The organism is Bacillus sp. ISL-4 (assembly GCF_018613275.1).
In the GTDB taxonomy this organism is placed as follows: Bacteria; Bacillota; Bacilli; order Bacillales; family DSM-1321; genus Peribacillus; species Peribacillus simplex_E.
This window is the reverse complement of the sequence record NZ_JAGGQN010000041.1, coordinates 1-24,569: the sequence shown is the minus strand read 5'-3', so window position 1 is coordinate 24,569 and position 24,569 is coordinate 1. Positions and strand designations below refer to the sequence as shown.

The window sequence follows — 24,569 nt, the reverse complement described above, 5'->3', positions numbered from 1 at the left end:
TTCCTCCTATGTATTCCAAAAGTGGAATGTTGAAAGGCTTCCGAAAAGGAAAAAGTTAATTAACACAATCATGAAAGATCCAATATTCAGAAAGGCTAGCGTCCTTCCATACATTTGTTTCCGAATTTTCAAGTATAAAAACACACTGTAAGCGATAAGCAAAATGAATGAGCCGATGATCTTCATGTCCAGCCAGGATACCCCAGGCACTTTTATATAAGCCCATTGAATCCCCAGGATAAGGGAGACCACTAATAATGGAACACCTATTACCGCGAGGACATAAGACATATGCTCGAGCTTTGTTAAATCGCCGAGACGAAGCAGGCGTTTTCCCCACTTCTTCCTTTTCAGTAAATCATATTGAATTAAGTATAAAAGTGAAAAAACGAAAGAAAGCGTGAATGCCCCATATGATAGGATGGCAAAAGTGATATGTATGAGCAATAGCTCTGAAACCAGGCGCTGTGCAAGCACTTGAGATTCTATCTGAACAGGCGCAAAGGTATGGATGGCCATGACCATGAAACCTAATACATTCGTAAAAAAGACCGTAAAATCGACTCTTAGCAATCGGTTAATGATTAAAGATAGCGAAATGAGGACCCATGCATAAAAATATAAGCCTTCAAAAATCGTCAATACCGGGAACCTTCCCGTTTTCAAAACATACAGAAACAAAAAAATTGTTTGCAGTACCCAAACAATAGAAAGCAACCAGAAGGCGACCCTATTCGCCTTCTGGTTATTATTAAGGAAATCGATAAAATATAAAAGCATACTGATGGCATACAATAAAACAGTGGCTTCATGCAATCTTGTCATTAGTAATTCCATATCTACCTCATTACTGGACAGGAACTGGATTCAATAGGGATGACTTGGAGCTGTTCCGTTCTTTTTCATCCGCAACCAGCTGGTCTTCAATCAATTCCTCTAAATGAAAGATTTTCATAAAATTATTCAATTGCTCTTTTGCATTCGGCTCATCTGCCAGCTCTTTTGCATAAAGTATCGGATCTTTCAGCATTTGGTTGATGATGCTTTTCGTATGCTTGTTCAGAACTTTTTTGTCACGTTCGCTTAAATGCGGAAGCTTTCTTTCGATGCTTTCCATCGTTTCCTTCTGTATCGATAGGGATTTTTCCCGTAAAGAAGAAATGACGGGAACCACACCAAGTAAATTAATCCATTGGTTGAAGTCCACAATTTCTGATTCGATCATCAATTCTATTTTCTCGGCAGCTTTTTTACGTTCTTCGATATTGGCTTGGACGATCCCTTCAAGATCGTCAATATCATACAAGAAGACATTTTCCAGCTCGGCCAATGTCGGATCGAGGTCACGCGGCACTGCGATATCGACCATGAAAATAGGACGGCCTTTACGAAGCTTATTGACGAATGACATCATTTCCTTTGTTACAAGAAGATCTTTTGATCCAGTTGAAGTAATCAGGATATCAGATTCCACTAAAGCGCATTGCAGCTCTTGAAGCTGTTTCGCCGTACCATTGAATCTCTCGGCCAGGTCGACCGCTTTCTGGAAGGTACGGTTAATGACCGTAATGCTGTCAGCGCCATTGCTATGAAGATTTTGAATGGCCAGCTCACCCATCTTACCGGCCCCAAGAATCAAGACATTCTTGCCGTTCAGGCCTCCAAAGATTTTTTTTGCAAGCTCGACTGCCGCATAGCTGACAGAAACGGCGTTCGTATTGATCTCCGTTTCTGAATGGGCTTTTTTCGCTAATGTAAGGGCTTGTTTGAAGAGATGGTTAAAAACGGTACCAATCGTATCTTCCTTCTGTCCTAACATGTAGCTGGAACGCACTTGTCCCAAAATTTGAGTTTCTCCCAGTATCATGGAATTCAAGCCGCAGGTCACTGAAAATAAATTCTCGGCAGCCCCATCGGCTTCATAGATATACAGGTATTTAGAAAATTCTTCTTTATCGATGTTAAACCATTCCGAAAGAAATTCCTTTATATAATACCTGCTTGTATGAAGCTGGTCACCGACCGCATATATTTCCGTCCTGTTACATGTTGAAATAATAATGTTTTCCAAGATGCTTTTTTTATTTTTAAGAGCTTTCATTGCCTCGGCAAGTTCGGCTTCGTTAAACGATAGTTTTTCCCGAATTTCAACAGGGGCAGTTTTGTAATTTATACCAACCGCTAGAATATGCATCCTTTTGTTTTGCACCCCCAAAATTTTTCATGTAAATTTATTATACCATGTACTAAAATGGTTTCACGCAAATAATATGAACAGTTTATGAAAACGTATGCTACCATGGAAAAGACAGCCAAAACGCCTGAATTGTTACAAAAGGTGTCTAAGCGGATTTGTAAGTTACATAAGTTACATACATATTTCGACATTGTGTACAAAAGTACCATAACAAAAATGGCAAAAAACTTCAAGTAATCGAATTGCATAGGAGGATAAAATGAAAACGCAGCGTATTTTCCCAGGAATCGTTTTAATCGGTTTCGGGCTCTACTTTTTTCTTGAACATTCCCAAATCGAAATCTTTCCAGGCTTTTTCAGCTGGCCCACCTTATTATGTATAGTTGGTGCCGCCTTTCTGATTCAGGCATATAGCGGAAATGAATATGAGTCCATCCTGCCAGGCGTCATCTTACTCGGGTTCGGGGCTCACTTCCACATCGTCGAGAACCTGGATATTTGGCCGGATAATATAGGTATCTTTATTTTAATCATCTCTCTGGGATTTATTCTCCGGGCACGTAAAACAAAATCTGGAATGTTTCACGGCATGGTACTATTCATCATCTCGATCACTTTATTATTCTATGATAAAATCCAAACGTCTTTCGGGTTTGATGATACAACTACCGCGAACATCGAAAGATTTTGGCCATTTGCCTTGATGGCAATCGGCATTTATTTTTTGGTTCGAAAAAAGTGAAAATTTTTGATTGGCAATTTATACAAATTCCATAATGAAAAAGGGTATTCCAGATGCGGAATACCCTTTTCTTTTACATATATTTCTTAAGGACGCCCCATGCTTGTTCCTTACCTTCTCCTGTTTCACCAGAGAATAGAAGCAATTCATCTTCTTTTTCCATATTTAACGTTTGGCGCGTGATTTTCAAGTGCTTCTGCCATTTGCCTTTTGGAATTTTATCCGCTTTGGTGGCAATAACGATCCGGGGCAGGTCATAATGCTTCAGGAATTCATACATTGCGATATCATCCTTTGTCGGTGGATGACGCAAATCGACGATCAGAAGCGCAGCGCGGAGCTGGTCACGGGAAGTGAAGTACGTTTCGATCATCCTTCCCCAAGCATCACGCTCCGTCTTAGATACTTTCGCATAACCATAACCCGGTACATCCACAAAATGGAGTGCTTCATTTATGATATAAAAATTCAAGGTCTGCGTCTTACCCGGTTTAGAGGATGTGCGCGCCAAGTTTTTTCGATTGATCATTTTGTTGATGAAACTGGATTTCCCAACGTTGGAACGGCCTGCCAAGGCAAATTCCGGTATTGGGGTATTTGGATATTGTTCAGGCTTCACAGCACTGATGACAATATCTGAACTCGTCACTTTCATTCGTTCACACCTACCAATGCATGCTCAAGGACTTCATCGACGTGTGAAACTGGAACAAATGTTAATGCTTTACGGACACTTTCCGGGATATCATCAATATCCTTTTCGTTATTTTGCGGGATGATAATTTTCGTAAGTCCTGCGCGATGGGCAGCTAAAGATTTTTCTTTAAGCCCGCCGATCGGAAGAACCCGTCCGCGTAATGTAATTTCGCCTGTCATGCCTACCTCTTTTCTGATCGGCCTATTTGTAAGGGCCGATATTAACGCTGTTGCAATCGTGATGCCTGCAGAAGGGCCATCTTTTGGGACCGCACCTTCGGGGACATGAATATGGATATCATATTTTTCATGGAAGTTCGAATCAATCTGAAGTTTCTCGGTTTTTGAACGGACATAACTGAAAGCAGCCTGGGCTGACTCTTTCATTACATCGCCAAGCTTTCCTGTCAGGATCAGCTTGCCTTTACCTGGTGATAAGGAAACCTCGATTTGCAGCGTATCGCCACCTACCGACGTGTACGCTAACCCATTGGCTACACCGACTTGGTTCTCGACTTCCGCCTGTCCATAATGGAACATGGTTTTCCCTAAAAACTCCTCGACATTCTTATCAGAAATGACGACCCGCTTTTTATCTCCGGAAACGATGATTTTTGCAGTCTTCCGACAGATGCTTGCAAGCTGTCGCTCCAGACTCCGAACACCGGCTTCCCGAGTATAGTAACGGATGATTTTTGTTAGAGCTTCCTCACGGATTTGCAGTTGTGTCTTCAATAGACCATGGTTTTCCAGCTGTCTAGGCAGCAAGTGATCCTTGGCTATATGAAGTTTCTCTATCTCAGTATAACCTGCAATCGAAATGATTTCCATACGATCACGAAGCGGACCGGGAATCGATCCCAAATTATTCGCCGTCGCTACGAACATGACTTTGGAAAGATCGTAGGTTTCTTCAATATAATGATCACTGAAATTATGATTTTGCTCCGGATCAAGCACCTCCAGCATCGCTGCAGATGGATCTCCCCTAAAGTCATTGGACATCTTATCCACTTCGTCCAGTAAAAAGACAGGATTGATCGTTCCGGCTTTTTTCATGCCTTGAATGATCCGTCCCGGCATCGCCCCTACATATGTGCGGCGATGTCCGCGGATTTCTGATTCATCACGCACTCCACCTAAAGATATACGGACGAAATTCCTATTCAGGGATGAAGCGATCGATTTAGCCAGGCTCGTTTTCCCGACCCCCGGCGGTCCCACCAAACAAAGGATCGGTCCCTTCAATGAATTGGTCAATTGCTGGACGGCCAAATACTCAAGCACCCGCTCCTTCACCTTTTCCAAACCATGGTGGTCCCGGTTCAAGATTTTTTCGGCTTTATGAATATTCAAGTCATCTTTGGTCGCTTTGGTCCACGGAAGCGAAATCAGCCATTCGATATAATTGCGGATGACAGAACTCTCGGCTGAGCTCGAAGGAACTTTTTCATAACGGTCCAATTCCTTTAATGCCGTTTCTTTGATATGCTCAGGCATATCCGCTTCTTCAATCTTTTCGTTGAGGACCTCAATTTCCCCTGTTTTTCCTTCTTTATCGCCCAATTCCTTTTGGATCGCTTTCATTTGTTCTCGTAAATAATATTCCTTTTGAGTCCGTTCCATCGAACGCTTAACACGCTGGCCGATCTTTTTCTCGAGAAAAAGAACTTCCTTCTCGTTATTGATAATCTCGATGACACGGCTTAAACGCTCTTTCATATCAATGGTCTCAAGCACTTCTTGCTTCTCCTTCAATTTCAAAGGCAAGTGTGAAGCGATTATATCCGCTAATCGCCCAGGCTCATCAATATCCGCAGTGGACGAAAACGTTTCACCGGTTATTTTTTTGGACATTTTTATGTATTGTTCAAAATAATCCAGTAGTGTGCGCATTAATGCTTGATGCTCAGCATCCTTTTCATCACTGTCTTCATATATTTTAATCTTGGCACCATAATGTGTCTCATAATCGTAAAATTCAATGACTTCTGCGCGGTTCAACCCTTCCACCAACACCCGGATTGTACCATTCGGAAGCTTCAACATCTGTTTTACCTTTGTTAAAGTTCCCATTGTAAATAAATCTTCTTCACCTGGTTCGTCCAACGAAACATCTTGTTGTGTCGTCAAAAATATAAGATGGTCTTCCACCATTGCTTTCTCAAGGGCTTGCACTGATTTATCTCGGCCTACATCTAAATGAAGTACCATCGTTGGATATACAAGCAGTCCTCTAAGCGGCAGGAGGGGGACGATGATTTCTTTATCAGTCATTTCCTGACACCTCCATCTAATTAGTATCGTCGTTGTAAACTATTTACCCATGTTCTCAACCTTTTAACAATTCTATCCTATTTATATAGAAGTGTCTATTCGTTTACCTTAACACGTTTCGACTGCTATTATTATCTCCAATATTAGATAAAAAAGCACGTTTGAATGCGTGTTTATTTTTACGTCAAGTTTGTCAGGAACGCCAATATGGCCCTTAAAATGCCCCGGTTCTATTTTTAGCCGGGGCATTTCCTTTATACACTTTCTTTTTTTGATAGGTCCAAGGTTGTAAGGATTTGTTCCGACATCAATTCTTTTTTCAGTGCCTGATCCAGCACTTCTTTTACATTCGAAACAGGAATGATTTCTATATCCTTGATTTCAGCTAGAAGCGGCTGCATGTTTTCGGCTGGGATGATTACTTTCTTTGCCCCGGCAAGTTTAGCCGCCTTGATTTTCGGAATGACACCGCCGATCGGTTTAACGCCGCCATGAATGCTTATTTCTCCAGTCATCGCCAAGGTGTGATCAACAGGGATTTTATATATGGCCGAGTATATGCCTGTGGCCATTGCAATTCCTGCAGAAGGGCCATCTACTGGACTTCCGCCAGGAAAGTTCACATGGATATCGAATTGATTGGCAGGCACTCCCATCGACCGTAAAACCGTAATGACATTCTCTATCGAACCTTTTGCCATGCTCTTGCGGCGAATCGATTTGCCACTCCCGCCGCCGATACTTTCTTCTTCAACGATGCCGGTAATGTTTATCGAACCTTTTTCATCAGAGGCAGCCATGACCGTAACCTCGATTTCCAGCAACGCCCCGCTGTTGGGACCATATACGGCAAGACCGTTGACAAGGCCTATTTTAGAATTCGATTCTATTTTCCTGTCCATTCTTTGGGTCAGCTGGCTGCTATGGGCCATCCAATCTATATCTTCTTCTCTGATAAAAGTCCTGTTTTCATTAATTGATATTCCTGAAAGAGTCTGAATCATGTTGACAGCTTCCCTGCCATTTCGGGCATAATCCGAAATCGACTGCAAGCCCTTTTCACTGATGGTGATCCCGACTTTATCAGAGGCATTCTTAGCCACGGTGATTATTTCTTCCCGGTCAAGTTCACGGAAAAACACTTCTATGCATCTAGAACGTATCGCAGGCGCGATTTCATTTGGCGTTCTTGTTGTAGCTCCAATCAGCCGAAAGTCAGCCGGTAGTCCATTTTTAAAAATATCATGGATGTGAGTGGGAATATTTTGATTTTCCTCTTGATAATAAGCACTTTCCAGAAAGACCTTACGATCCTCCAATACCTTTAACAGTTTATTCATCTGTATTGGATGAAGCTCCCCTATTTCATCAATGAACAGTACGCCACCATGAGCATTGCTGACTGCACCCTGCTTTGGCTGCGGAATGCCAGCCTGTCCCATTGCCCCAGCTCCTTGGTAGATTGGATCGTGCACAGAACCAATAAGCGGATCGGCAATCCCTCGTTCATCGAACCTGGCTGTGGTGGCGTCTAATTCAACGAAAACAGCCGAATTCTTAAAGGGGGACTTGCCATTTTTCTTCGCCTCTTCCAAAACAAGTCTGGCAGCTGCCGTTTTCCCTACCCCTGGAGGACCGTAAATTATCACATGCTGGGGATTCGGCCCACATAAAGCGGCTTTTAAAGATTTAATTCCATCTTCTTGACCAATGACTTCATTAAATGTGCTTGGTCTAACCTTTTCTGCCAATGGCTCTGTTAACGAAATCGATCTCATCTTCCGTAATTGGTCCATCTCTTTACGTGAATCACGGTCAATGGAAACTTTTTGTGTCCGCTGGCCTTTCAATAAGTTCAAAAAATACAATCCAATAATGATCCCAAAAAACAGCTGGATAAATAACGCCAATCCTGTCCAATTCATCGTATTCCCTCCTGCACTCTCCAGTTTGTCATTTCTGTTAGTATCTCCTTTGGAAGGGCGAAATTATCCAAGAAATTCGTGATGAAAATTTTGGCGTTTTTATCCTAAATAACAAAAATTTTAAAAAAAGACAAACAAAAAGACTGCCAGGATGAACTGGCAGTCTTGCTTTTTCATATAAATCAAGCAGATGTTTTCTTTTCTTGTCCTTTGATGGTAGTACCGTCCTTTAGGACGAGCTTTGGCGATTCGTTTTTCGAAATCGTGCTGCCTGTGATTACACATTTTGCAACATCATCACGTGAAGGAAGATCGAACATCACTTCAAGAATGATGCCTTCGATGATGGAGCGCAGACCACGTGCACCAGTTTTACGTTCAATTGCCTTTTTAGCAATTTCACTTAGCGCTTCCTGTTCGAATTCCAATTCAACATCGTCAAGCTCAAGCAATTTTTGATATTGTTTAACAAGGGCATTTTTCGGCTTTGTAAGGATTTCAATCAAAGCAGCTTCATCCAATTGCTCAAGAGTCGCAATTACCGGAAGACGTCCGATGAATTCCGGAATTAATCCGAAACGAAGCAAGTCTTCAGGAAGGACTTTGGAAAGCAATTCTTTTTCTGCAATATCATCCTTTTTCACGTCAGAGCCAAAGCCAATGACTTTTTGACCAAGACGGCGTTTGATGATCGGTTCGATGCCATCAAAGGCACCGCCGCAGATGAACAAAATATTGGTCGTATCGATTTGGATGAATTCCTGATGTGGATGTTTACGTCCACCTTGAGGCGGAACACTTGCAACCGTTCCTTCAAGTATTTTCAATAAAGCTTGTTGCACACCTTCACCAGACACGTCACGTGTAATGGAAGGATTTTCCGATTTACGGGCAACTTTATCGATTTCATCAATATAAATGATGCCTTTTTCCGCTTTTTCCACATCATAATCAGCTGCTTGAATCAATTTTAGCAGGATGTTTTCGACATCTTCCCCAACATATCCAGCTTCCGTCAGTGAAGTGGCATCAGCAATGGCAAAAGGAACATTCAGTAATCGCGCCAATGTTTGCGCAAGAAGGGTTTTCCCGCTTCCCGTCGGTCCGATTAGGGCGATGTTACTTTTGGAAAGCTCCACATCGTCGACTTTGCTATTGGAATTGATACGTTTATAATGATTGTAAACAGCTACAGCCAAAGATTTCTTTGCCTGTTCTTGTCCAATCACATATTCGTCAAGAATTTCACGGATTTCCATAGGTTTAGGAACATCTCTGAATTCTACTTCTTCATCAGTGCCCAGCTCTTCTTCGACGATCTCCGTACAAAGTTCTATACACTCGTCACAAATATAGACACCTGGACCAGCAACCAGTTTACGGACTTGTTCTTGTGTTTTACCGCAAAAAGAACATTTTAATTGTCCTTTTTCATCATTAAATTTAAACATGTACGTTCACCCCTTTAAATACTCTTCCAACTCTATTACATAGCGGTACCCAATCGTAATGAAAAAACTAGGCACACATCTACTTAAACATTCCAAAATCCTAAGTATGTTTTGCATTTTATCATGTTCTTGGAAGTTTAGTAACAAAAATGCTCACGGTCCGAGTTGTTAAATAAGTACAATAATCAATCAATATGTATTTGCCCTTTACCAGTATGCCCAAAACTTTGGATTTTTAAAAGCAGGATTTGCTGTATAAATATGTATATGCGGTATTAGAACTAATCTACACCGAAATCCAAAAAAAATCAATCAGGAAATAACCGATATTTGAAATTTACACTAATTCTCAATATGTATAAAACAAGGCACGATTACTCGCGCCTTGTTTTTTAAAGGAAATATTTTAATCTACTTATTTAATAAAAATTATTTTGCGTCAACTGTTTTGCTGTTTTCTACCAAGAAGTCAATTGCTTTCTTAATTTTAAGATCGCCTTTGATTCCATCTAAGTTTCCAAGAGCTTGTTTGATCGCGTCAACTTCCATATTGTACATAGTAGCCATTTGTGCAAGTTCAGCTTCTACATCTTCGTCAGTAGCTTCAAGTTTTTCAACTTCAGCGATCGCTTCAAGAGTTAGGCTCGTACGAACTTGCCCTTCAGCTTCTTCTTTCATTTGCGCTTTTAAAGCTTCTTCGTCTTGACCTGAGAATTGGTAGTAAAGTTCCAAATTAAGACCTTGAGATTGAATGCGTTGAGAGAACTCATTCATCATGCGGTCAACTTCGTTTGAAATCATTGCTTCAGGAACGTCTATTTCTGCACCTTCAACAGCTTTACCAATTACAGTGTTTTGAATGAAGTTTTCTTCTTCATGTTTTTTGTCATGCTCTAATTTATGTTTTGTTTTTTCTTTAAGTTCAGCCAAAGTTTCCACTTCGTCGTCGACATCTTTCGCGAACTCATCATCCAACTCAGGAAGTTGTTTTGTTTTGATTTCGTGAATTTTCACTTTGAATACTGCTGGTTTACCTGCAAGTTCAGCAGCATGGTATTCTTCAGGGAATGAAACTTCGATATCTTTTTCAGCGCCAGTTTCAAGACCAACAAGTTGCTCTTCAAATCCTGGAATGAAAGAGTTTGAACCGATTTCCAATGAATGGTTTTCTGAAGCTCCGCCTTCGAATGCTTCACCATCAACGAATCCTTCAAAGTCAAGAACAACTGTATCGCCTTCAGCAGCTTGTCCTTCTTCTTTAACGACAAGCTCAGCTTGACGCTCTTGCAAAGTTTTCAATTCGTTTTGAACATCTTCGTCAGTTACTTCAGTTTTGAATTTTTCAACTTCAACACCTTTGTAATCTCCCAATTTAACTTCAGGCTTAACTGTTACAGTTGCAGTGAAGATCAGGTTTTCGCCTTTTTCCATTTTCTCGATGTCGATTTCTGGACGATCTACAGGCTGAATTCCAGCTTCTTCGACAGCATTTGCATAAGCATCTGGAAGAATGATATCAAGCGCATCTTGGTAAAGTGATTCTACGCCGAATTTTTTTTCGAACATTTGACGTGGCATTTTACCTTTACGGAAGCCAGGTACATTTACTTGTTTCACTACTTTTTTGAAAGCTGCGTCTAAACCTTCGTTTACTTTTGCAGCGTCAACTTCGATTGTTAGTACGCCTTGATTACCTTCTTGTTTTTCCCATTTTACAGACATGTGTTTCCCTCCAAAAATCTATATACTTCAATAATAAGCATTGGATGAATATGCTTTGCAAGTGTTAACAAGTCATCCTTCAAATATATCCCAAAAATATTGGGGAAATCGTCAAAATTAGACGATTATACATTACAACCACTACATTATACCATAGGATTAATCTGTTACAACAGCAATAGCTTAAATAATGGGATAAGAAATTTCTTCAATTTCTTTTATATAGGAAAGAATATCCGCAACGCTTTCCTCATCAGCATGGTAAAGGTCCGCTAATTCCCTCATGAAAACTTCCCCGGTCATGTATTCTTCCGCCAAGGCATGGTAGGCAGCTGCCCATGCCGGCAAGCTTTCTGGTCCGGGTTCAAAAGGAAACAATAAAAAAGAATGACGTTCAATCAAACTATGGACCATTTCAAATAAGCTCGGATTATCCTGACTGATTTCCTCTTCGGTCAGTCCGGTTACCTTCTTATAGAAGTCCGTCTCCTTCAAACTTTTCAATTCGCTTGGTATGACCGACTTTGATTGATTGAATTTCCTCAACGTCACTTCCTCGTTATATTCCTGGTCGATAAGGATGTTAAGGAGCATCGTTTTAAAGAAAGGGTGTCCCTCATCTTTTTGTAGAAATTCTACGATTTGAGGGATAAATGGTCGAATATTGATATTCGTGAGTTTTGAAATGACCATAAGCATTTCATTATCCGTTTTCCCTTCAAAAAGCTCATCCTCCTGCAATTCCTCTGAAAGCTGCTGATTTTGCCTTTCCTTCTCCTCTTTTTTATCCTCAAGGGCCCGTTTACTGAACTGAAGCATCTTTTCAAAATGCTCCTCTTTATCAAAAGGAATTTGACTTTCTTCAAATAGCAGTTCGATCGTCGTGACCATTTCCTGATGCTCGCCCAATTGCAGCAGTACCATCAAATAAATATTGATCAGTTGAAAATAGTCGCCAATGCCTTTATTCAGCATCTCTATACACAACTCTTTTGACTCCTGGTAATATTCAAGTTCGACTAACGATACCACTAGTCCCATGCAAACTTCATCATTTTCGGGCTCATACTCCCTGGCTTGGCTGAAAAGCTGTGCAGCCGCTTTAAAGTTTCTGTTTCCAAGCTCATCCAGTCCTTTTACAATCAGCCTTTCACCGAGATTTGGAAAGGCGATAATTTTGGTTTCTCCGACCTTCTTTTCGTTGTTCTCATCATCCATCCTATTTTCCGCCTCACCGTTCGCTTTTTGAGAAACAGTTTAGCATGTAATAGCTGGAAACACAAAAAATTATATGCCTGATGAACGCCTTTTCGTCTTTCCCCGATAAAAAAAATCCCGCTTCCTTTCAATTATGAAAGGATAACGGGAAATGACCTTCTTCGATTAAATACTTGATACTGCCTTTTTTTGAGATTCATAGTCCGAAATCTCTTTATCATATTGAAGCGTTATCGAAATTTCATCCCAGCCTTTGATGAGCATTTCCTTCCAATATGGATGAATTTCAAAGCTTGTTTCAAACCCTTGACCATCTTTCAATGTCTGATTGGGAAGGTCGATCGTCAACTCATAATCAAGAGCCGACACCCTCTCCATTAAATAGTTTACTTCAGTCTGGGTTAAAGCGATGGGAACCATGCCATTTTTCATGCAATTACTTTTAAAGATATCAGCATAAGAAGGAGCGATGATGATATCGAATCCGTAGTCTTTCAATGACCAAGGGGCGTGCTCACGCGAAGAACCGCAGCCAAAATTCTCACCTGCTATTAAAATGGATGTGTCTTGATTATGGGGCTGATTCAATTCAAAATCAGGACGTTCCTTTCCATTTTCATCAAAACGCCAGTTATAGAATAAAAACTCGCCAAATCCGCTTCGCTCAATCCGTTTTAAAAATTGCTTTGGAATGATTTGGTCCGTATCCACGTTCTTACGGTCAAGTGCCGCCGCTCTTCCTTTATATATAGTAATGGGTTCCATTCTCTGCACCTCCGGTTAATTCGTATTCTTAATGGACTTGTTCAGTTCTTTTCAAATTCCTGATATCGACAAACTTCCCATGAATGGCGGCCGCGGCTGCCATGGCTGGACTAACCAGGTGCGTTCTTGCTCCAGCTCCTTGCCTGCCTTCAAAGTTCCGATTACTTGTGGATGCACAATGCTCACCGGCCGGAACAAAGTCAGGATTCATGCTCAGGCACATGCTGCAGCCCGATTCACGCCATTCAAAGCCCGCAGATTTGAAAATCTCATCCAACCCTTCATCTTCCGCTTGCCTTTTGACGCTTTGTGAACCGGGTACGACCATCGCCCGAACCCCTTTATGAACAGTTTGGCCTTCGATCATTTCTGCGGCTTGCCGTAAGTCCTCAATGCGTGAATTGGTACACGATCCTATGAATACATGTTGTACGGGAATTTTCGTGATCGGCATGCCTTCCTCAAGACCCATATACTCAATGGCCCGATTCAGTTCCTTAGGATCCATGATATCTTCTGCGAAGGTAGGTACTTTTCCGTCCACTCCACTAGCCATTCCAGGATTTGTCCCCCAGCTGACCATTGGTGAAATCAGACTGCCATCAAGAATGATTTCTTGGTCATATACAGCATCCTCATCACTGGAAAGTGACTTCCAGTCCTGAACACAGCGCTCAAACTCTTCTCCTTTCGGCAAATATTTACGACCTTTCAAATAAGAGAAAGTTGTTTCATCGGGAGCTACCAGCCCCGCTCTTGCCCCGCCTTCGATCGACATATTGCAAACCGTCATTCTCTCTTCCATTGACATATCCCGGAAAACTTCCCCACAATACTCAATGATATGTCCCGTACCGAAATCGACACCGAATTTAGAAATCACATATAAAATGACATCTTTCGCCATCACGCCATGACCAAGCTTGCCATTAACCTCAAGCTTTAATGTTTTGGGTTTTGTTTGCCATAGGGTTTGTGTGGCCAATACATGCTCGACCTCACTCGTACCGATTCCAAACGCAATCGAGCCAAACGCACCATGTGTGGATGTATGACTGTCTCCGCAGACAATCGTCATCCCTGGCTGTGTAAGGCCTAATTCCGGCCCGATAACGTGAACGATACCTTGATCCGGGCTGTCTAAATCAGCAAGACGGATACCGAACTCCTTACAGTTTTGCTCAAGCGCCTCTAATTGTTTCCTTGCAATATCATCCTCGATGAAATAGCGATTAACAGTTGGCACATTATGATCCATTGTCGCGAAAGTGCGGTCGGGTCTCCTGACTGAGCGTCCTTTTAATCTCAATCCCTCAAATGCTTGCGGAGAGGTCACTTCATGAATATATTGAAGGTCTATATATATTAAATCCGGTTTATTCTCCTCTTCATTTACAATATGGCGATCCCATATTTTCTCTATAATCGACTTTCCCATCTTTATCCCACCTCGATTAATCTTGTATTTTTTTAAAAAACACGGCCTAATGTTAGGCCGTGAAAGAAGTTTATGCGTAAGCTCCCATGATGTTGGAAATGGCTTCCTGGTCTAAAAGATTTGCTTTAATTTCTGCAATCATTTCTGAAGTAGACGTAATATTCGGTTGGCCATTTGCGATATCGCCTGTTCTCAAGCCATATTCAAGGACCGTTTCCACCGCCTGCTCAACGGCTTTCGCTTCATCTTCCAAACCAAAGGATAGGCGCAGCATGGAAGCCGCCGATAAAATCGTCCCAATCGGATTGGCCAGATTTTTTCCCGCGATATCCGGGGCAGAGCCATGAATCGGTTCATAGAGATTTGGCCCTTTTGTTGATATAGAGGCGGAAGGAAGCATTCCAAGCGAACCAGTCAATACCGACGCTTCATCGCTTAAAATATCACCGAACATATTCTCCGTCACGATAATATCAAATTGTTTCGGGTTTTTGATCAATTGCATGGCTGCATTATCAACAAGCATATGTTCAAGCATTACATCCGGATAGTCCTTGGCAATTTCTTCAGCCGTCTCACGCCACATCCTGCTGGATTCAAGAACATTCGCTTTATCCACGGATGTTACTTTTTTCTTGCGATCCGATGCTAATTCAAAAGCAAGTTCAATGATGCGCTTCATTTCGCTTTTCTGATAGAAAAGTGTATCGACGACCGCCTCTTTCCCCTCTTTTTCAACGCGTTCACTTGGCTTTCCGAAATAAAGGCCGCCAGTTAGTTCCCTGACAATTACGAAATCCACATCTTCAATGAATTCCTTTTTAAGAGGAGAAGATTCCGACAAGCTGGAATAATAGCTGATTGGACGGATGTTAGCATAAAGATTCAAATCTTTTCGGATTTTCAGCAAACCTCGTTCCGGTCTTAGGTGCGCAGGCTGGTTATCCCACTTAGGTCCTCCAACTGCTCCTAATAATACCGCATCGCTGTTTTTACAAATCTCCACTGTTTCATCCGGCAGGGGTGAACCTGTGTTATCGATGGCCCCTCCGCCAATCTCACCATATTGAAATTCAAAATCGTGTCCATATCTTTGGGCAACGGCTTCGAGGATTTCTACAGCGCCTCTTGTTACTTCTTTCCCGATGCCATCTCCTTGAAGCACCGCAATATTCCTTTTCATCGAAATCTCCCCTTCCTATAGTAATACTGCTTTTTCTTCTAGTTCCTTCATGATGATCACACGGTTCACAGCATTCAAATACGCTTTGGCGGATGCTTCCAAGACGTCCTGATCGAGACCGCGGCCGCTTGTTTCCACTCCGTTATAATCAATTTTCACAAAAACCTGGGCAAGGGCATCCATTCCGCCGCCCACCGATTGAATTCGATAGTCCAGCAAGCTGATCTCGCTGCCCAAACATCTTTCAAGCGTGTTATATAGGGCTTCAACACTGCCGGCACCTGTAGCCGCTTCCTGAATCTCTTCATTATCGCCTTTTTTCAGTGTGACCGTAGCTGTCGCCGTCTGATGGGTACCGTGGGAAATCTGTAAGGAAACCATGTCATAAAAACTGATGTCCGTCGCTTTCTCTTCAAGTACCAGCGCAACGATATCTTCATCTGTCATCGTCTTTTTATTATCGGCCAATTCCTTGAATTGGACGAATAACGAGTTCAATTCCTCATCCGTTACCGTAAAGTTCAACTCTTGTAATCTTTCTTTGAAAGCATGGCGTCCTGAATGCTTTCCTAAAACAAGTGAATTGGACGAAACACCGACGAGCTCAGGTGATATGATTTCGTATGTCGTTTTTTCTTTTAACATGCCATCCTGGTGAATGCCAGATTCATGTGCGTATGCATTGGCACCAATAATGGCTTTATTAGCAGGAACTTGCATTCCCGTAAGGCGGCTGACCAAATCACTAGTCCTTTTAATTTCATTCAATACAAGATCCGTTCCCGCTTGATAGAAATCTTTACGGATGTAGAGTGCCATGGCCACTTCTTCGAGCGCCACATTTCCGGCACGTTCTCCAATTCCGTTGATTGTGCCTTCGACTTGCGTAGCCCCGCCTTCGATGGCAGCCAATGAATTGGCTGTCGCCATTCCAAGATCGTCATGGCAGTGTGCGGATAAACTAACTTTATCAATAGAAGGAACATGTTCACGAAGGTACCTGAAAATGTTTCCGTATTCGATTGGAGCTGCATACCCTACAGTATCCGGGATGTTAATGACCTTGGCACCAGCTTGAATGACCGCTTCAACGATTTCAGCCAAATAGTCAAGTTCTGTACGGCTTGCGTCTTCTGCAGACCATTGCACGATCGGAAAACGCGCTGCTCCGTACTTAACCATTTCAACGGACTTTTCAATCACTTGCTGCTTCGACATTTTCAACTTATATTCACGATGAATGGGCGAAGTGGCGATGAACGTATGCAATCTTGGTTCTGCGCCGTCCCTTAATGAATTCCAAGCTGCATCAATATCACCTTTTACAGCACGCGCCAGCCCTGTGACAGAGCTGTTTTTGATTTTGCGCGCGATTTCCTGTACGGAGTTGAAATCCCCTTTGGATGCTGCCGGAAAACCGGCTTCGATAATATCAACACCCAATCTTTCAAGCTGATAAGCAATTTCAAGTTTTTCGGTAAAATTCAAATTTACACCGGCTGATTGCTCCCCATCTCGAAGTGTAGTTTCAAATATATTAATTTTTCGCAACTGCTACCACTTCTTTCTCTTTTTGTTGAGGTTTCACGAATGGCATCATTTTTCTTAATTCACGGCCAACCACTTCGATTTGATGTTGGTTTTCACGGTTATTGATCGCATTGAAGACTGGACGATTCGCTTGGTTCTCCAAGATCCATCCTTTAGCGAACTCACCGTCTTGGATGTCTTTCAAGATCGCTTTCATTGACTCTTTCGTAGTTTCCGTCACAACGCGTGGTCCAGAAACGAAATCTCCCCATTGAGCTGTGTCAGAAATGGAATAGCGCATGTTTTCCATACCGCCTTCATACATAAGGTCGATGATTAATTTAAGTTCATGTAAACACTCGAAATATGCTACTTCCGGTTGGTATCCAGCTTCTGTCAAGGTTTCGAATCCAGCTTTCACAAGGGCAGTCAATCCGCCGCAAAGTACTGCCTGTTCTCCAAATAGATCCGTTTCCGTTTCTTCCTGGAAAGTGGTTTCCAAACCGCCAGCTCTTAAAGAACCGATTCCCCGAGCGTACGCAAGTGCCAATTCCTTTGCTTCACCCGTTACATTTTGATAGATGGCGAATAATGCCGGCACCCCTGCACCTTGTTCATATGTACGGCGAACAAGATGTCCCGGACCTTTAGGAGCGACTAATAATACATCTACATCTGCCGGAGGAACGATTTGATTGAAATGGACGTTGAATCCGTGTGCGAACATTAACGCTTGACCTGCACGCAATACCGGTTTGATTTCTTCTTGGTATACTTTCGGCTGAGTTTCATCCGGTAATAGGTTCATGATTACATCTGCCTGTTCTGCTGCTTCTTTCACTGTGTAAACATTAAAGCCGTCTTCTACCGCTTTATCGAATGATTTACCTTTCCTGATTCCGATGATTACATCTACACCGCTGTCACGTAGGTTTTGTGCGTGTGCGTGTCCTTGTGAACCATATCCGATTACCGCTACCTTTTTATTGTTGAAAAAATTCTCGTTTGCCTCTGCGTTATAATATACTTTTGCCATAATAATTACATCTCCCTTTTCATCATTGTTTTTGTTTTGTTTTTTTGTTTTGTTTTTATACGATTGTCGCACTCTTAGCGTGTGCAATTTGCATTCCACGCGGGATGGCGGCTGTCCCTGTCCTTGCCAATTCCTTGATGCCATATGGCTTGATCAGTTCAATGAAGGCTTCGATTTTATCCGATTCCCCAGTGATTTGAACTGTCAGGCTATCTTTACTGACATCTATAACTGACGCTCGGAAGGGTTCGATGACTGAATAAATCTCGGCTCGGGTTTGTGTAGTCACCAATATTTTAATGAGTGCAAGTTCCCTCGCCACAATCGATTGATTCGTAATATCAAATACTTTCAAAACATCGATCTGCTTATTCAATTGCTTGGTGATCTGTTCAATGACAGCTTCGTCATCAACATCGACCACGAAGGTCATCCTTGAAATGCCATCCTGTTCGGAGGGTCCGACAGTCATGCTTTCAATGTTATAATTTCTTTTCGTGAACAGGTTCGTAATCCGATTCAGGACGCCTGGCCTGTTGTTCACGGTGAGGCTAAGAATTCCCTTCATTGATTAAACTCCTTCCATTTCATCAAGCCCTTTTCCTTGTGCTACCATCGGAAAGACATTTTCTTTTTGTTTTACACGGAAATCAATCAACACTGGACCATCAGTCTTTAACGCTACATCCAGGCAGTTGCTCGCCTCTTCCTCCGTCGTCACTTTGTATCCCGGAATTCCATAAGCATCGGCCAATTTCACGAAATCCGGATGCGATTGAAAAATACTGTGTGAGAAGCGGTTATCATGAAAGAGTTCCTGCCACTGTCTTACCATCCCGAGTGCCCCGTTGTTGACGATGATGATCTTGATTGGCAGATTCATTTCGGCAATGACTGAAAGTTCCTGCAGGCACATCTGGAATCCACCATCCCCCGAAATGGAAAGCACCGTCGCTTTCGGATTCGCCAGTTGCGCTCCGAGAGCCGAAGGTAAGCCAAAGCCCATCGTCCCCAATCCACCGGAAGTGACCCATGAATTCGGTTTGTTAAACGGATAGTATTGTGCTGCCCACATTTGATGCTGTCCAACATCCGTCGTAACAATGGCCTCCCCATTCGTTTTTTCATGAAGCATCTGGATGACACGCTGAGGTTTCAGTACGCCTTCTTCATGTGTATAACGCAATGGGAACTCTTTATTCCATGCAGTCAGCTGCGTTGTCCATACATCAATATCCGGTTTCTTGCCATTTTGCGCAATCAACTCCGCCAGAGCTTCCTTGGCACTTCCGACGACCGGAATTTTTGTCGGCACATTTTTACCGATTTCCGCTGGATCAATATCGATATGGGCCACTGTTGCATGCTGTGCGAATTTGGCTAGATTCCCAGTCAATCGATCATCGAACCTGGCACCGATATTGATTAATAGATCACATTTCGATAACGCCATGTTTGCTGCATAGCAGCCATGCATACCACCCATTCCGGTAAAGAGAGGATGTTCCGCCGGAAAGCCCCCAAGACCCAATAAAGTGTGGACGACGGGAATGCCTTGCTGCTCGACATATTCCTTTAATAGATGGGAGGCCTTTGCATGCAGGACTCCTGCCCCAGCAAGAATGACCGGTCTTTTCGCTCCGCTTACGGCTTCAACAAGCTTTCTGATCTGTAAGTAATTAGGCTTGGTCGTCGGCTGATAGCCAGGGAGATCCATTTCTGGCTCCTTATCCGTCGATTCACCTTCTATAATGGCCATATCCTTAGGTATATCGATTAATACTGGACCGGGACGGCCGCTTGAAGCGATATAAAAAGCTTCTTTTATAATGCGCGGAAGGTCTTCCGGCTTCCTTACCTGATAGTTATGTTTTGTAATCGGGGTAGTAATCCCCAGTACATCAGCTTCTTGGAAAGCATCCGAACCAATTACACTTGTAGCAACCTGACCCGAAATTACCACAAGCGGTAAAGAGTCAATCATCGCATCTGCCAAACCGGTGACAATGTTCGTTGCCCCTGGACCGGATGTGACTATGACCACCCCCGGCTTGCCGGTAATCCTGGCGTATCCTTCCGCTGCATGAATCGCACCTTGTTCGTGCCTTGTCAAAATATGAAAAAGTTCTGAACTGTAAAGCTTGTCATAAATCGGCAATACAGATCCACCCGGATAACCAAAGATGACTTCAACATTTTCCTTTTTCAATGCATCCAGCAGAAATTCGGCTCCACTATAATGTGTTTTTCCACTCTTCCGATCAGCAACAACTGACTTTTGTGTCATTTCGTAAAAACCTCCTTCACTTTTCTACTAAATGTTTTCATAACATTCAGAATTTTCAGCTTTTTATGCATACAAAAAAGCCTTTTCACCCCAAATGTACTTGCACTCGGCAAGTTAAAGGGGTGAAAAGGCTTGATGAGCCACTCCACGGTACCACCCTTTTTCGCATGAAACTCCATGCGCACTTTGAATAGCCTACACTATTCTCTGTTTTGGTAACGGGTACTGGTACGCACCCGTTCAGCCCTACTAGTCTGACGTTCAAGCTGAAACTCCAAGGTGAGTTCATCTTTCGGGACAATACCGGCTCTCAGCTACCCGGCTCTCTGTGACTGCCTTTTTAAAAGACTACTTATCCTCTTCAATGCTTTTCGCATTATTCATATTTTTCGAAACGCTTATGTTTGATGTCTTGTATTTGTGATTATCTTACGTGTATTTAAGGTAGTAGTCAACAGGTTTTTTATAATTTTTTGATAATTCTAAATTGAAAGATTTGTTGTATACGCTTACATACCTATCATGACCACATTCTATAAAAAAAAAGTTTTTTCAATTTTTAATTTTTAAAAACATCAAATATCTCATTAAAATTATTAAAGTGATCACAAATTTCTCCACTGAAATATCCTCGGACTACCCACATGATGCCAGTTAACAGTAATGATTTTCTCAAATAGCGGATCAGCCATTTTCTCTGTTCGCTGACGCCACCCTTGATAAAAGATTCGTCCTCAATCCCTTTCGCGGATAAACCGCCTGACATTCCAAGATGCGGAAAATCACGGTCCACTTTTCGCCCTCTGTCACAATGCCCGCTTGCAGTCATCACTAACAATGACAAAATCTACAGCAAGTCCATGGTTACGCAAGGATTGGTCCCCCTTTGGCATAAGTCATGATTGGCTTTGATTTATATGTTCTGCCTCGTTCATACCATTTATTTTATTCTGGGAAACTTCGATAACCAGGCGTTTTATGAACAAATATCACCGCTTCATATGCTAATTTAACCAATTCAAGTATCGTCTCAACATTTGAGTGGAAAGGCGTTTAATATTATTTTCTTGGAGTATTGAAGGGGTGAAGATTATCTAAAAAAAAATGACAAAGGGCTGAACACAGGCGATATTACTCATCCCCTGGTCCAGCCCTCTGGTTCATTTAGCCAATACATCCTCGAATTCTGCATTTTTTTCAAATTGTTTTTGAACGAACGAACATACCGGAACAATTTTCAGTTTTTCCTCCCTTGCGAAGCCTATTACCTTTTCAACAAGGGCATTTCCTACCTTTTGCCCGCGAAGCTTGTCAGAAACAACGGTATGATCGACCGTGATTTCATCATCACCTGATTTAAAGAATGTGATTTCCGCTAGTTTCTCACCAGATTCTTCGACAAAAAAAGAACTTTCACCTTTTTTGATATCCACCATCTTGATGACCTCCTTTTAGTTCCTCTTTATCATATCTCACAAAATGGAAATTAAACAAATATTTAAAACGTGATCGAAATTGAATAAAGTAAAGTACTTCCAAGAGTTTAAAACTGCGTTGACCATGTGAAGTTTATTCACAAACCGATGATGGCTGATAAATATTTTTCCAAGGAAGGCAAAAGACAAAACTTGATCGATCTTTTCCTTGCAGTTGATTTACCCTTCCGGTAAAAACTAAGTTTTTCCATGGCTGACGTGCACAATACTGAATGAAATTGCTTTTGAAAGATTCTAATTATTCTTTCATACCCAAAATGAAATGTTTTTTGATTGCATTTTAATTAATGGAAGAAATCTTACCATGATAATGTAAGAATAAGTATATAATAGTTGAAACTGAAAAAAACTGCCCTATTTAGGTTAGGACAGTTTTAAACTTTTATGAACACAAAATATAAAATGATCATCGATAACAATATGACCATAAAAACAGCGATTAGAATTACATGCGCACTTGAAGGCCGGAACGTCCCTTCATTGATTTGCCGCTTCTTCTGAAGATAACCGAATGTCGCCAGAACTGTAATCACAAGGCCCAATGCACACGCAAACATCCCCAGCACGATACTGATCAAGTCAATCCGGGCATCCCGATGCACACCAATCGTAAAATGCAGGCTTGTCGCAAGAAAACCAACCCCCACTATCGCAATCACCGTTCTTATCCACGCTAAGAAGGTGCGTTCATTAGCCAAATGCTGCTGGGCATATTTCAATTGGTCTTTCTCCATGTCATCACCTTAATCGCACGATTTTAATCAACCTTAAAAATCAATCATCTTTTCAGCAGCCGAAAAGCCCTGATCATAGACCCGACAAACATTAGCCCTGCACCGCCGAGTAATAAATATATACATAGTGTTTTATCAATAACATTCAAAGGATAAAGCAAGGCCCCCAGCGCAACGATTGTCCCTATCCCCGTTATGGTCCATCCTATTTTTTTCATTCGCTACTCCTAAAATTAATTATTTAGTGAAGGTCCCCACGGGTTTCCCCTCATTTTAAAAAGTTCCCTCATTACTAGCTTAAACCATTTAAAAACTAACAACAAGTGAGATCCCCTGATTTTCTTCCCGCAAAAAAGGAGCCATAAATGACTCCCTGTTTTGAACACGCCCAAATTCAGCCGTTCTTTTTATCCTTTTCCATGTATTCCTTTATTTCATTCTTCCCACTCAGACCCGAAGTTCCCTTGTGCAAGAGTAGTAATTCGTGTATAAGGACACCAATCCCCCACCCTCCAAGGGGATAAAGGAACCACCAATAACAAGAAGCCGGGAATCGCGGAGAATCTCTAAAGGCTACATACAAGTCAGTTCGATTTCATTCTATTGTATCCCCGTTCTTCGTATGGCTGTATTTTTTCCAGCCACTCTTCTTCAAGTTTTTTCAATTCTCGTTTAGCATCAAAAAATCCCGTTTCTTTCGGTTTCAATACCTGCAGTACCTCAAAAGAAAAAGCCTCTTTCCCATATTCGTTCCACTCATCTTGCAGCACTTTATTCGTGTTTGTTCCGACTTCCAATTCAAATTGTTTCCCCTTCAACGTCTTTATATTCCTGGTGCTTCCGATAAAGACTTTATTATTTACCGTATTTCTGATTTGGTATACACCTGCTTCAACTTTCGTTTCTTTATATAATTGCTTCAATTCTTTTTTACGATCCATATTTCATGCCTCCAGTCATCATTTCTTCAGCCAATATTGGCTCCCATCAGGCTTTCTATCTAAGAATCCATATTCTATTAAGTATCTTCTCAATAGAACATGATCAGGATAAACTGCACCCAATATTTGATTGATTTCTTTCTCTCCGTATTTCCGCTCTTTTTCAAAACGGTTCATAATTTCTTGGAGAATGATCAGCCTTTGTTTTTCCTTTGGCGGGAAAGACTTTAATGCATCCTGACTGCCTTTAGGGAAGTATTTTTTCAGTACAGTCACCTTTTCATCCTCGGTAACGTTATAACGATCATCGACCATCCTTGCTTTTTGATGAAGCGGGATAAATGCCGGCGCATGTTCATCTTTATCTTTCAATAGTTCCATCAGGGCTAAAAACAACTTAGCCTGACGCTCTTTCTCTTTCAACACAAAGCGATGGTTCCGAATGGTGGAAGGACTCCCAATCCCCATTTCCTCCTGAACCTCAGCATCATTCTTCCCTTGGTAAAAAAGGCGAAGAAGGCGATTTTGATGGTCCGTGAGACCTGTTAGTTTTTTATCGAGATCAATCAAGTAATCGAAAACGGAGCGGTGTGCATATTCAATATGAATCCCCATATACCTCTTCGCTTCATAAAGAACCCCATCTTTCGGGTATACGATTCCCTTTTCAATTGCATTTCCGCACAGCAAACAAACATATTGATTCTCACCTTCGAAATATCCTTGTTTAAGCTCATCCTGAGACGCACTCCAAAACATTTCAGCGTCTTTCATAAAGCAAACACTTCCCTATAAAGTTTATAATATAATAAACATAATATTAATTTGTTTGCTTTTTGTCAATGTTTTTCCTAATTTTTTTATAACTCCAGCAACCGTGAAATCATAAAAAAATTAAATAGAATTAGATATAATCGAGTAGGAGGAGGCG

Annotated in this window: 22 protein-coding genes, 1 pseudogene and 1 other annotated feature; of the genes and pseudogenes, 1 reads left to right on the top strand and 22 read right to left on the bottom strand. The window is 41.8% G+C overall.

Annotated features, from left to right (window positions below):
• Positions 1-6: 6 nt before the first annotated feature.
• Both J7J00_RS22125 and hemA read right to left on the bottom strand, forming a co-directional pair.
• Entirely contained in the window at positions 7-837 is an 831-nt protein-coding gene (locus J7J00_RS22125) for a cytochrome C assembly family protein (protein ID WP_048688893.1), read from the bottom strand.
• A gap of 10 nt (positions 838-847) precedes the next feature.
• A complete protein-coding gene (gene hemA / locus J7J00_RS22120) occupies positions 848-2,194 on the bottom strand; it encodes a glutamyl-tRNA reductase (protein WP_214794644.1) in 1,347 nt (448 codons plus the stop codon).
• A gap of 262 nt (positions 2,195-2,456) precedes the next feature.
• Between hemA and J7J00_RS22115 the strand changes: the two genes are divergently transcribed.
• On the top strand, positions 2,457-2,939 hold the full coding sequence (locus J7J00_RS22115; RefSeq protein ID WP_214794642.1) for a LiaF transmembrane domain-containing protein: 483 nt from the start codon (positions 2,457-2,459) through the stop codon (positions 2,937-2,939).
• A gap of 73 nt (positions 2,940-3,012) precedes the next feature.
• Here the strand turns inward: J7J00_RS22115 and yihA are convergent, their stop codons facing one another.
• The 20 genes and pseudogenes from yihA to J7J00_RS22020 all read right to left on the bottom strand — a co-directional run bounded on the left by yihA (position 3,013) and on the right by J7J00_RS22020 (position 24,412).
• The gene (yihA, locus tag J7J00_RS22110; protein ID WP_063232814.1) at positions 3,013-3,594 is read right to left on the bottom strand and encodes a ribosome biogenesis GTP-binding protein YihA/YsxC; all 582 of its coding nucleotides are present in this window, start codon (positions 3,592-3,594) and stop codon (positions 3,013-3,015) included.
• Positions 3,591-5,912, bottom strand: a complete 2,322-nt coding sequence (gene lon, locus J7J00_RS22105; protein WP_214794640.1) for an endopeptidase La — start codon at positions 5,910-5,912, stop codon at positions 3,591-3,593. The genes yihA and lon overlap by 4 nt, the downstream gene beginning before the upstream one ends.
• Positions 5,913-6,166: 254 nt before the next feature.
• Positions 6,167-7,837, bottom strand: a complete 1,671-nt coding sequence (lonB, locus tag J7J00_RS22100; RefSeq protein ID WP_214794638.1) for an ATP-dependent protease LonB — start codon at positions 7,835-7,837, stop codon at positions 6,167-6,169.
• 182 nt (positions 7,838-8,019) lie between these two features.
• Positions 8,020-9,288, bottom strand: coding sequence for an ATP-dependent protease ATP-binding subunit ClpX (clpX, locus tag J7J00_RS22095; RefSeq protein ID WP_134782382.1), 1,269 nt, complete (start codon positions 9,286-9,288; stop codon positions 8,020-8,022).
• Positions 9,289-9,717: 429 nt separating this feature from the next.
• Positions 9,718-11,010 carry a trigger factor gene (gene tig, locus J7J00_RS22090; RefSeq protein WP_214794636.1) on the bottom strand — a complete coding sequence of 431 codons (1,293 nt, stop codon included), beginning with the start codon at positions 11,008-11,010 and terminating at the stop codon, positions 9,718-9,720.
• Between the two features lie 183 nt (positions 11,011-11,193).
• Positions 11,194-12,228, bottom strand: a complete 1,035-nt coding sequence (locus tag J7J00_RS22085) for a tetratricopeptide repeat protein (RefSeq protein ID WP_214794634.1) — start codon at positions 12,226-12,228, stop codon at positions 11,194-11,196.
• Positions 12,229-12,393: 165 nt separating this feature from the next.
• The gene (gene leuD / locus J7J00_RS22080) at positions 12,394-12,993 is read right to left on the bottom strand and encodes a 3-isopropylmalate dehydratase small subunit (protein ID WP_214794632.1); all 600 of its coding nucleotides are present in this window, start codon (positions 12,991-12,993) and stop codon (positions 12,394-12,396) included.
• 28 nt (positions 12,994-13,021) lie between these two features.
• Positions 13,022-14,431, bottom strand: coding sequence for a 3-isopropylmalate dehydratase large subunit (leuC, locus tag J7J00_RS22075; protein WP_214794630.1), 1,410 nt, complete (start codon positions 14,429-14,431; stop codon positions 13,022-13,024).
• 70 nt (positions 14,432-14,501) lie between these two features.
• Positions 14,502-15,614, bottom strand: a complete 1,113-nt coding sequence (leuB, locus tag J7J00_RS22070) for a 3-isopropylmalate dehydrogenase (protein ID WP_214794628.1) — start codon at positions 15,612-15,614, stop codon at positions 14,502-14,504.
• 15 nt (positions 15,615-15,629) lie between these two features.
• Positions 15,630-17,165 (bottom strand): 2-isopropylmalate synthase, encoded by a 1,536-nt coding sequence (locus tag J7J00_RS22065; protein WP_214794626.1) that lies wholly within the window; start codon positions 17,163-17,165, stop codon positions 15,630-15,632.
• Positions 17,152-18,180, bottom strand: a complete 1,029-nt coding sequence (ilvC, locus tag J7J00_RS22060) for a ketol-acid reductoisomerase (protein WP_098370048.1) — start codon at positions 18,178-18,180, stop codon at positions 17,152-17,154. The genes J7J00_RS22065 and ilvC overlap by 14 nt, the downstream gene beginning before the upstream one ends.
• Positions 18,181-18,235: 55 nt before the next feature.
• The gene (gene ilvN, locus J7J00_RS22055) at positions 18,236-18,748 is read right to left on the bottom strand and encodes an acetolactate synthase small subunit (RefSeq protein ID WP_141994366.1); all 513 of its coding nucleotides are present in this window, start codon (positions 18,746-18,748) and stop codon (positions 18,236-18,238) included.
• Positions 18,749-18,751: 3 nt separating this feature from the next.
• Positions 18,752-20,467: an acetolactate synthase large subunit gene (gene ilvB / locus J7J00_RS22050; RefSeq protein ID WP_214794624.1), complete on the bottom strand. Its 1,716-nt coding sequence runs from the start codon at positions 20,465-20,467 to the stop codon at positions 18,752-18,754.
• A gap of 115 nt (positions 20,468-20,582) precedes the next feature.
• Positions 20,583-20,841 (bottom strand) — a binding site (T-box leader).
• A gap of 185 nt (positions 20,842-21,026) precedes the next feature.
• On the bottom strand, positions 21,027-21,311 hold the full coding sequence (locus J7J00_RS22045) for a hypothetical protein (RefSeq protein ID WP_214794622.1): 285 nt from the start codon (positions 21,309-21,311) through the stop codon (positions 21,027-21,029).
• A 316-nt stretch (positions 21,312-21,627) separates the two neighbouring features.
• Entirely contained in the window at positions 21,628-21,903 is a 276-nt protein-coding gene (locus tag J7J00_RS22040; RefSeq protein ID WP_214794621.1) for a GNAT family N-acetyltransferase, read from the bottom strand.
• 434 nt (positions 21,904-22,337) lie between these two features.
• Positions 22,338-22,697, bottom strand: coding sequence for a YidH family protein (locus tag J7J00_RS22035; protein WP_098370045.1), 360 nt, complete (start codon positions 22,695-22,697; stop codon positions 22,338-22,340).
• A gap of 44 nt (positions 22,698-22,741) precedes the next feature.
• Entirely contained in the window at positions 22,742-22,915 is a 174-nt protein-coding gene (locus J7J00_RS22030; RefSeq protein WP_179890986.1) for a hypothetical protein, read from the bottom strand.
• A gap of 176 nt (positions 22,916-23,091) precedes the next feature.
• Positions 23,092-23,229 (bottom strand): annotated as a pseudogene (locus tag J7J00_RS28370) (2TM domain-containing protein); the annotation flags it as partial.
• A 52-nt stretch (positions 23,230-23,281) separates the two neighbouring features.
• Positions 23,282-23,638: a GIY-YIG nuclease family protein gene (locus tag J7J00_RS22025; protein ID WP_214794619.1), complete on the bottom strand. Its 357-nt coding sequence runs from the start codon at positions 23,636-23,638 to the stop codon at positions 23,282-23,284.
• An 18-nt stretch (positions 23,639-23,656) separates the two neighbouring features.
• Positions 23,657-24,412, bottom strand: coding sequence for a DUF2087 domain-containing protein (locus tag J7J00_RS22020; RefSeq protein WP_214794617.1), 756 nt, complete (start codon positions 24,410-24,412; stop codon positions 23,657-23,659).
• Between the last annotated feature and the right edge of the window lie 157 nt (positions 24,413-24,569).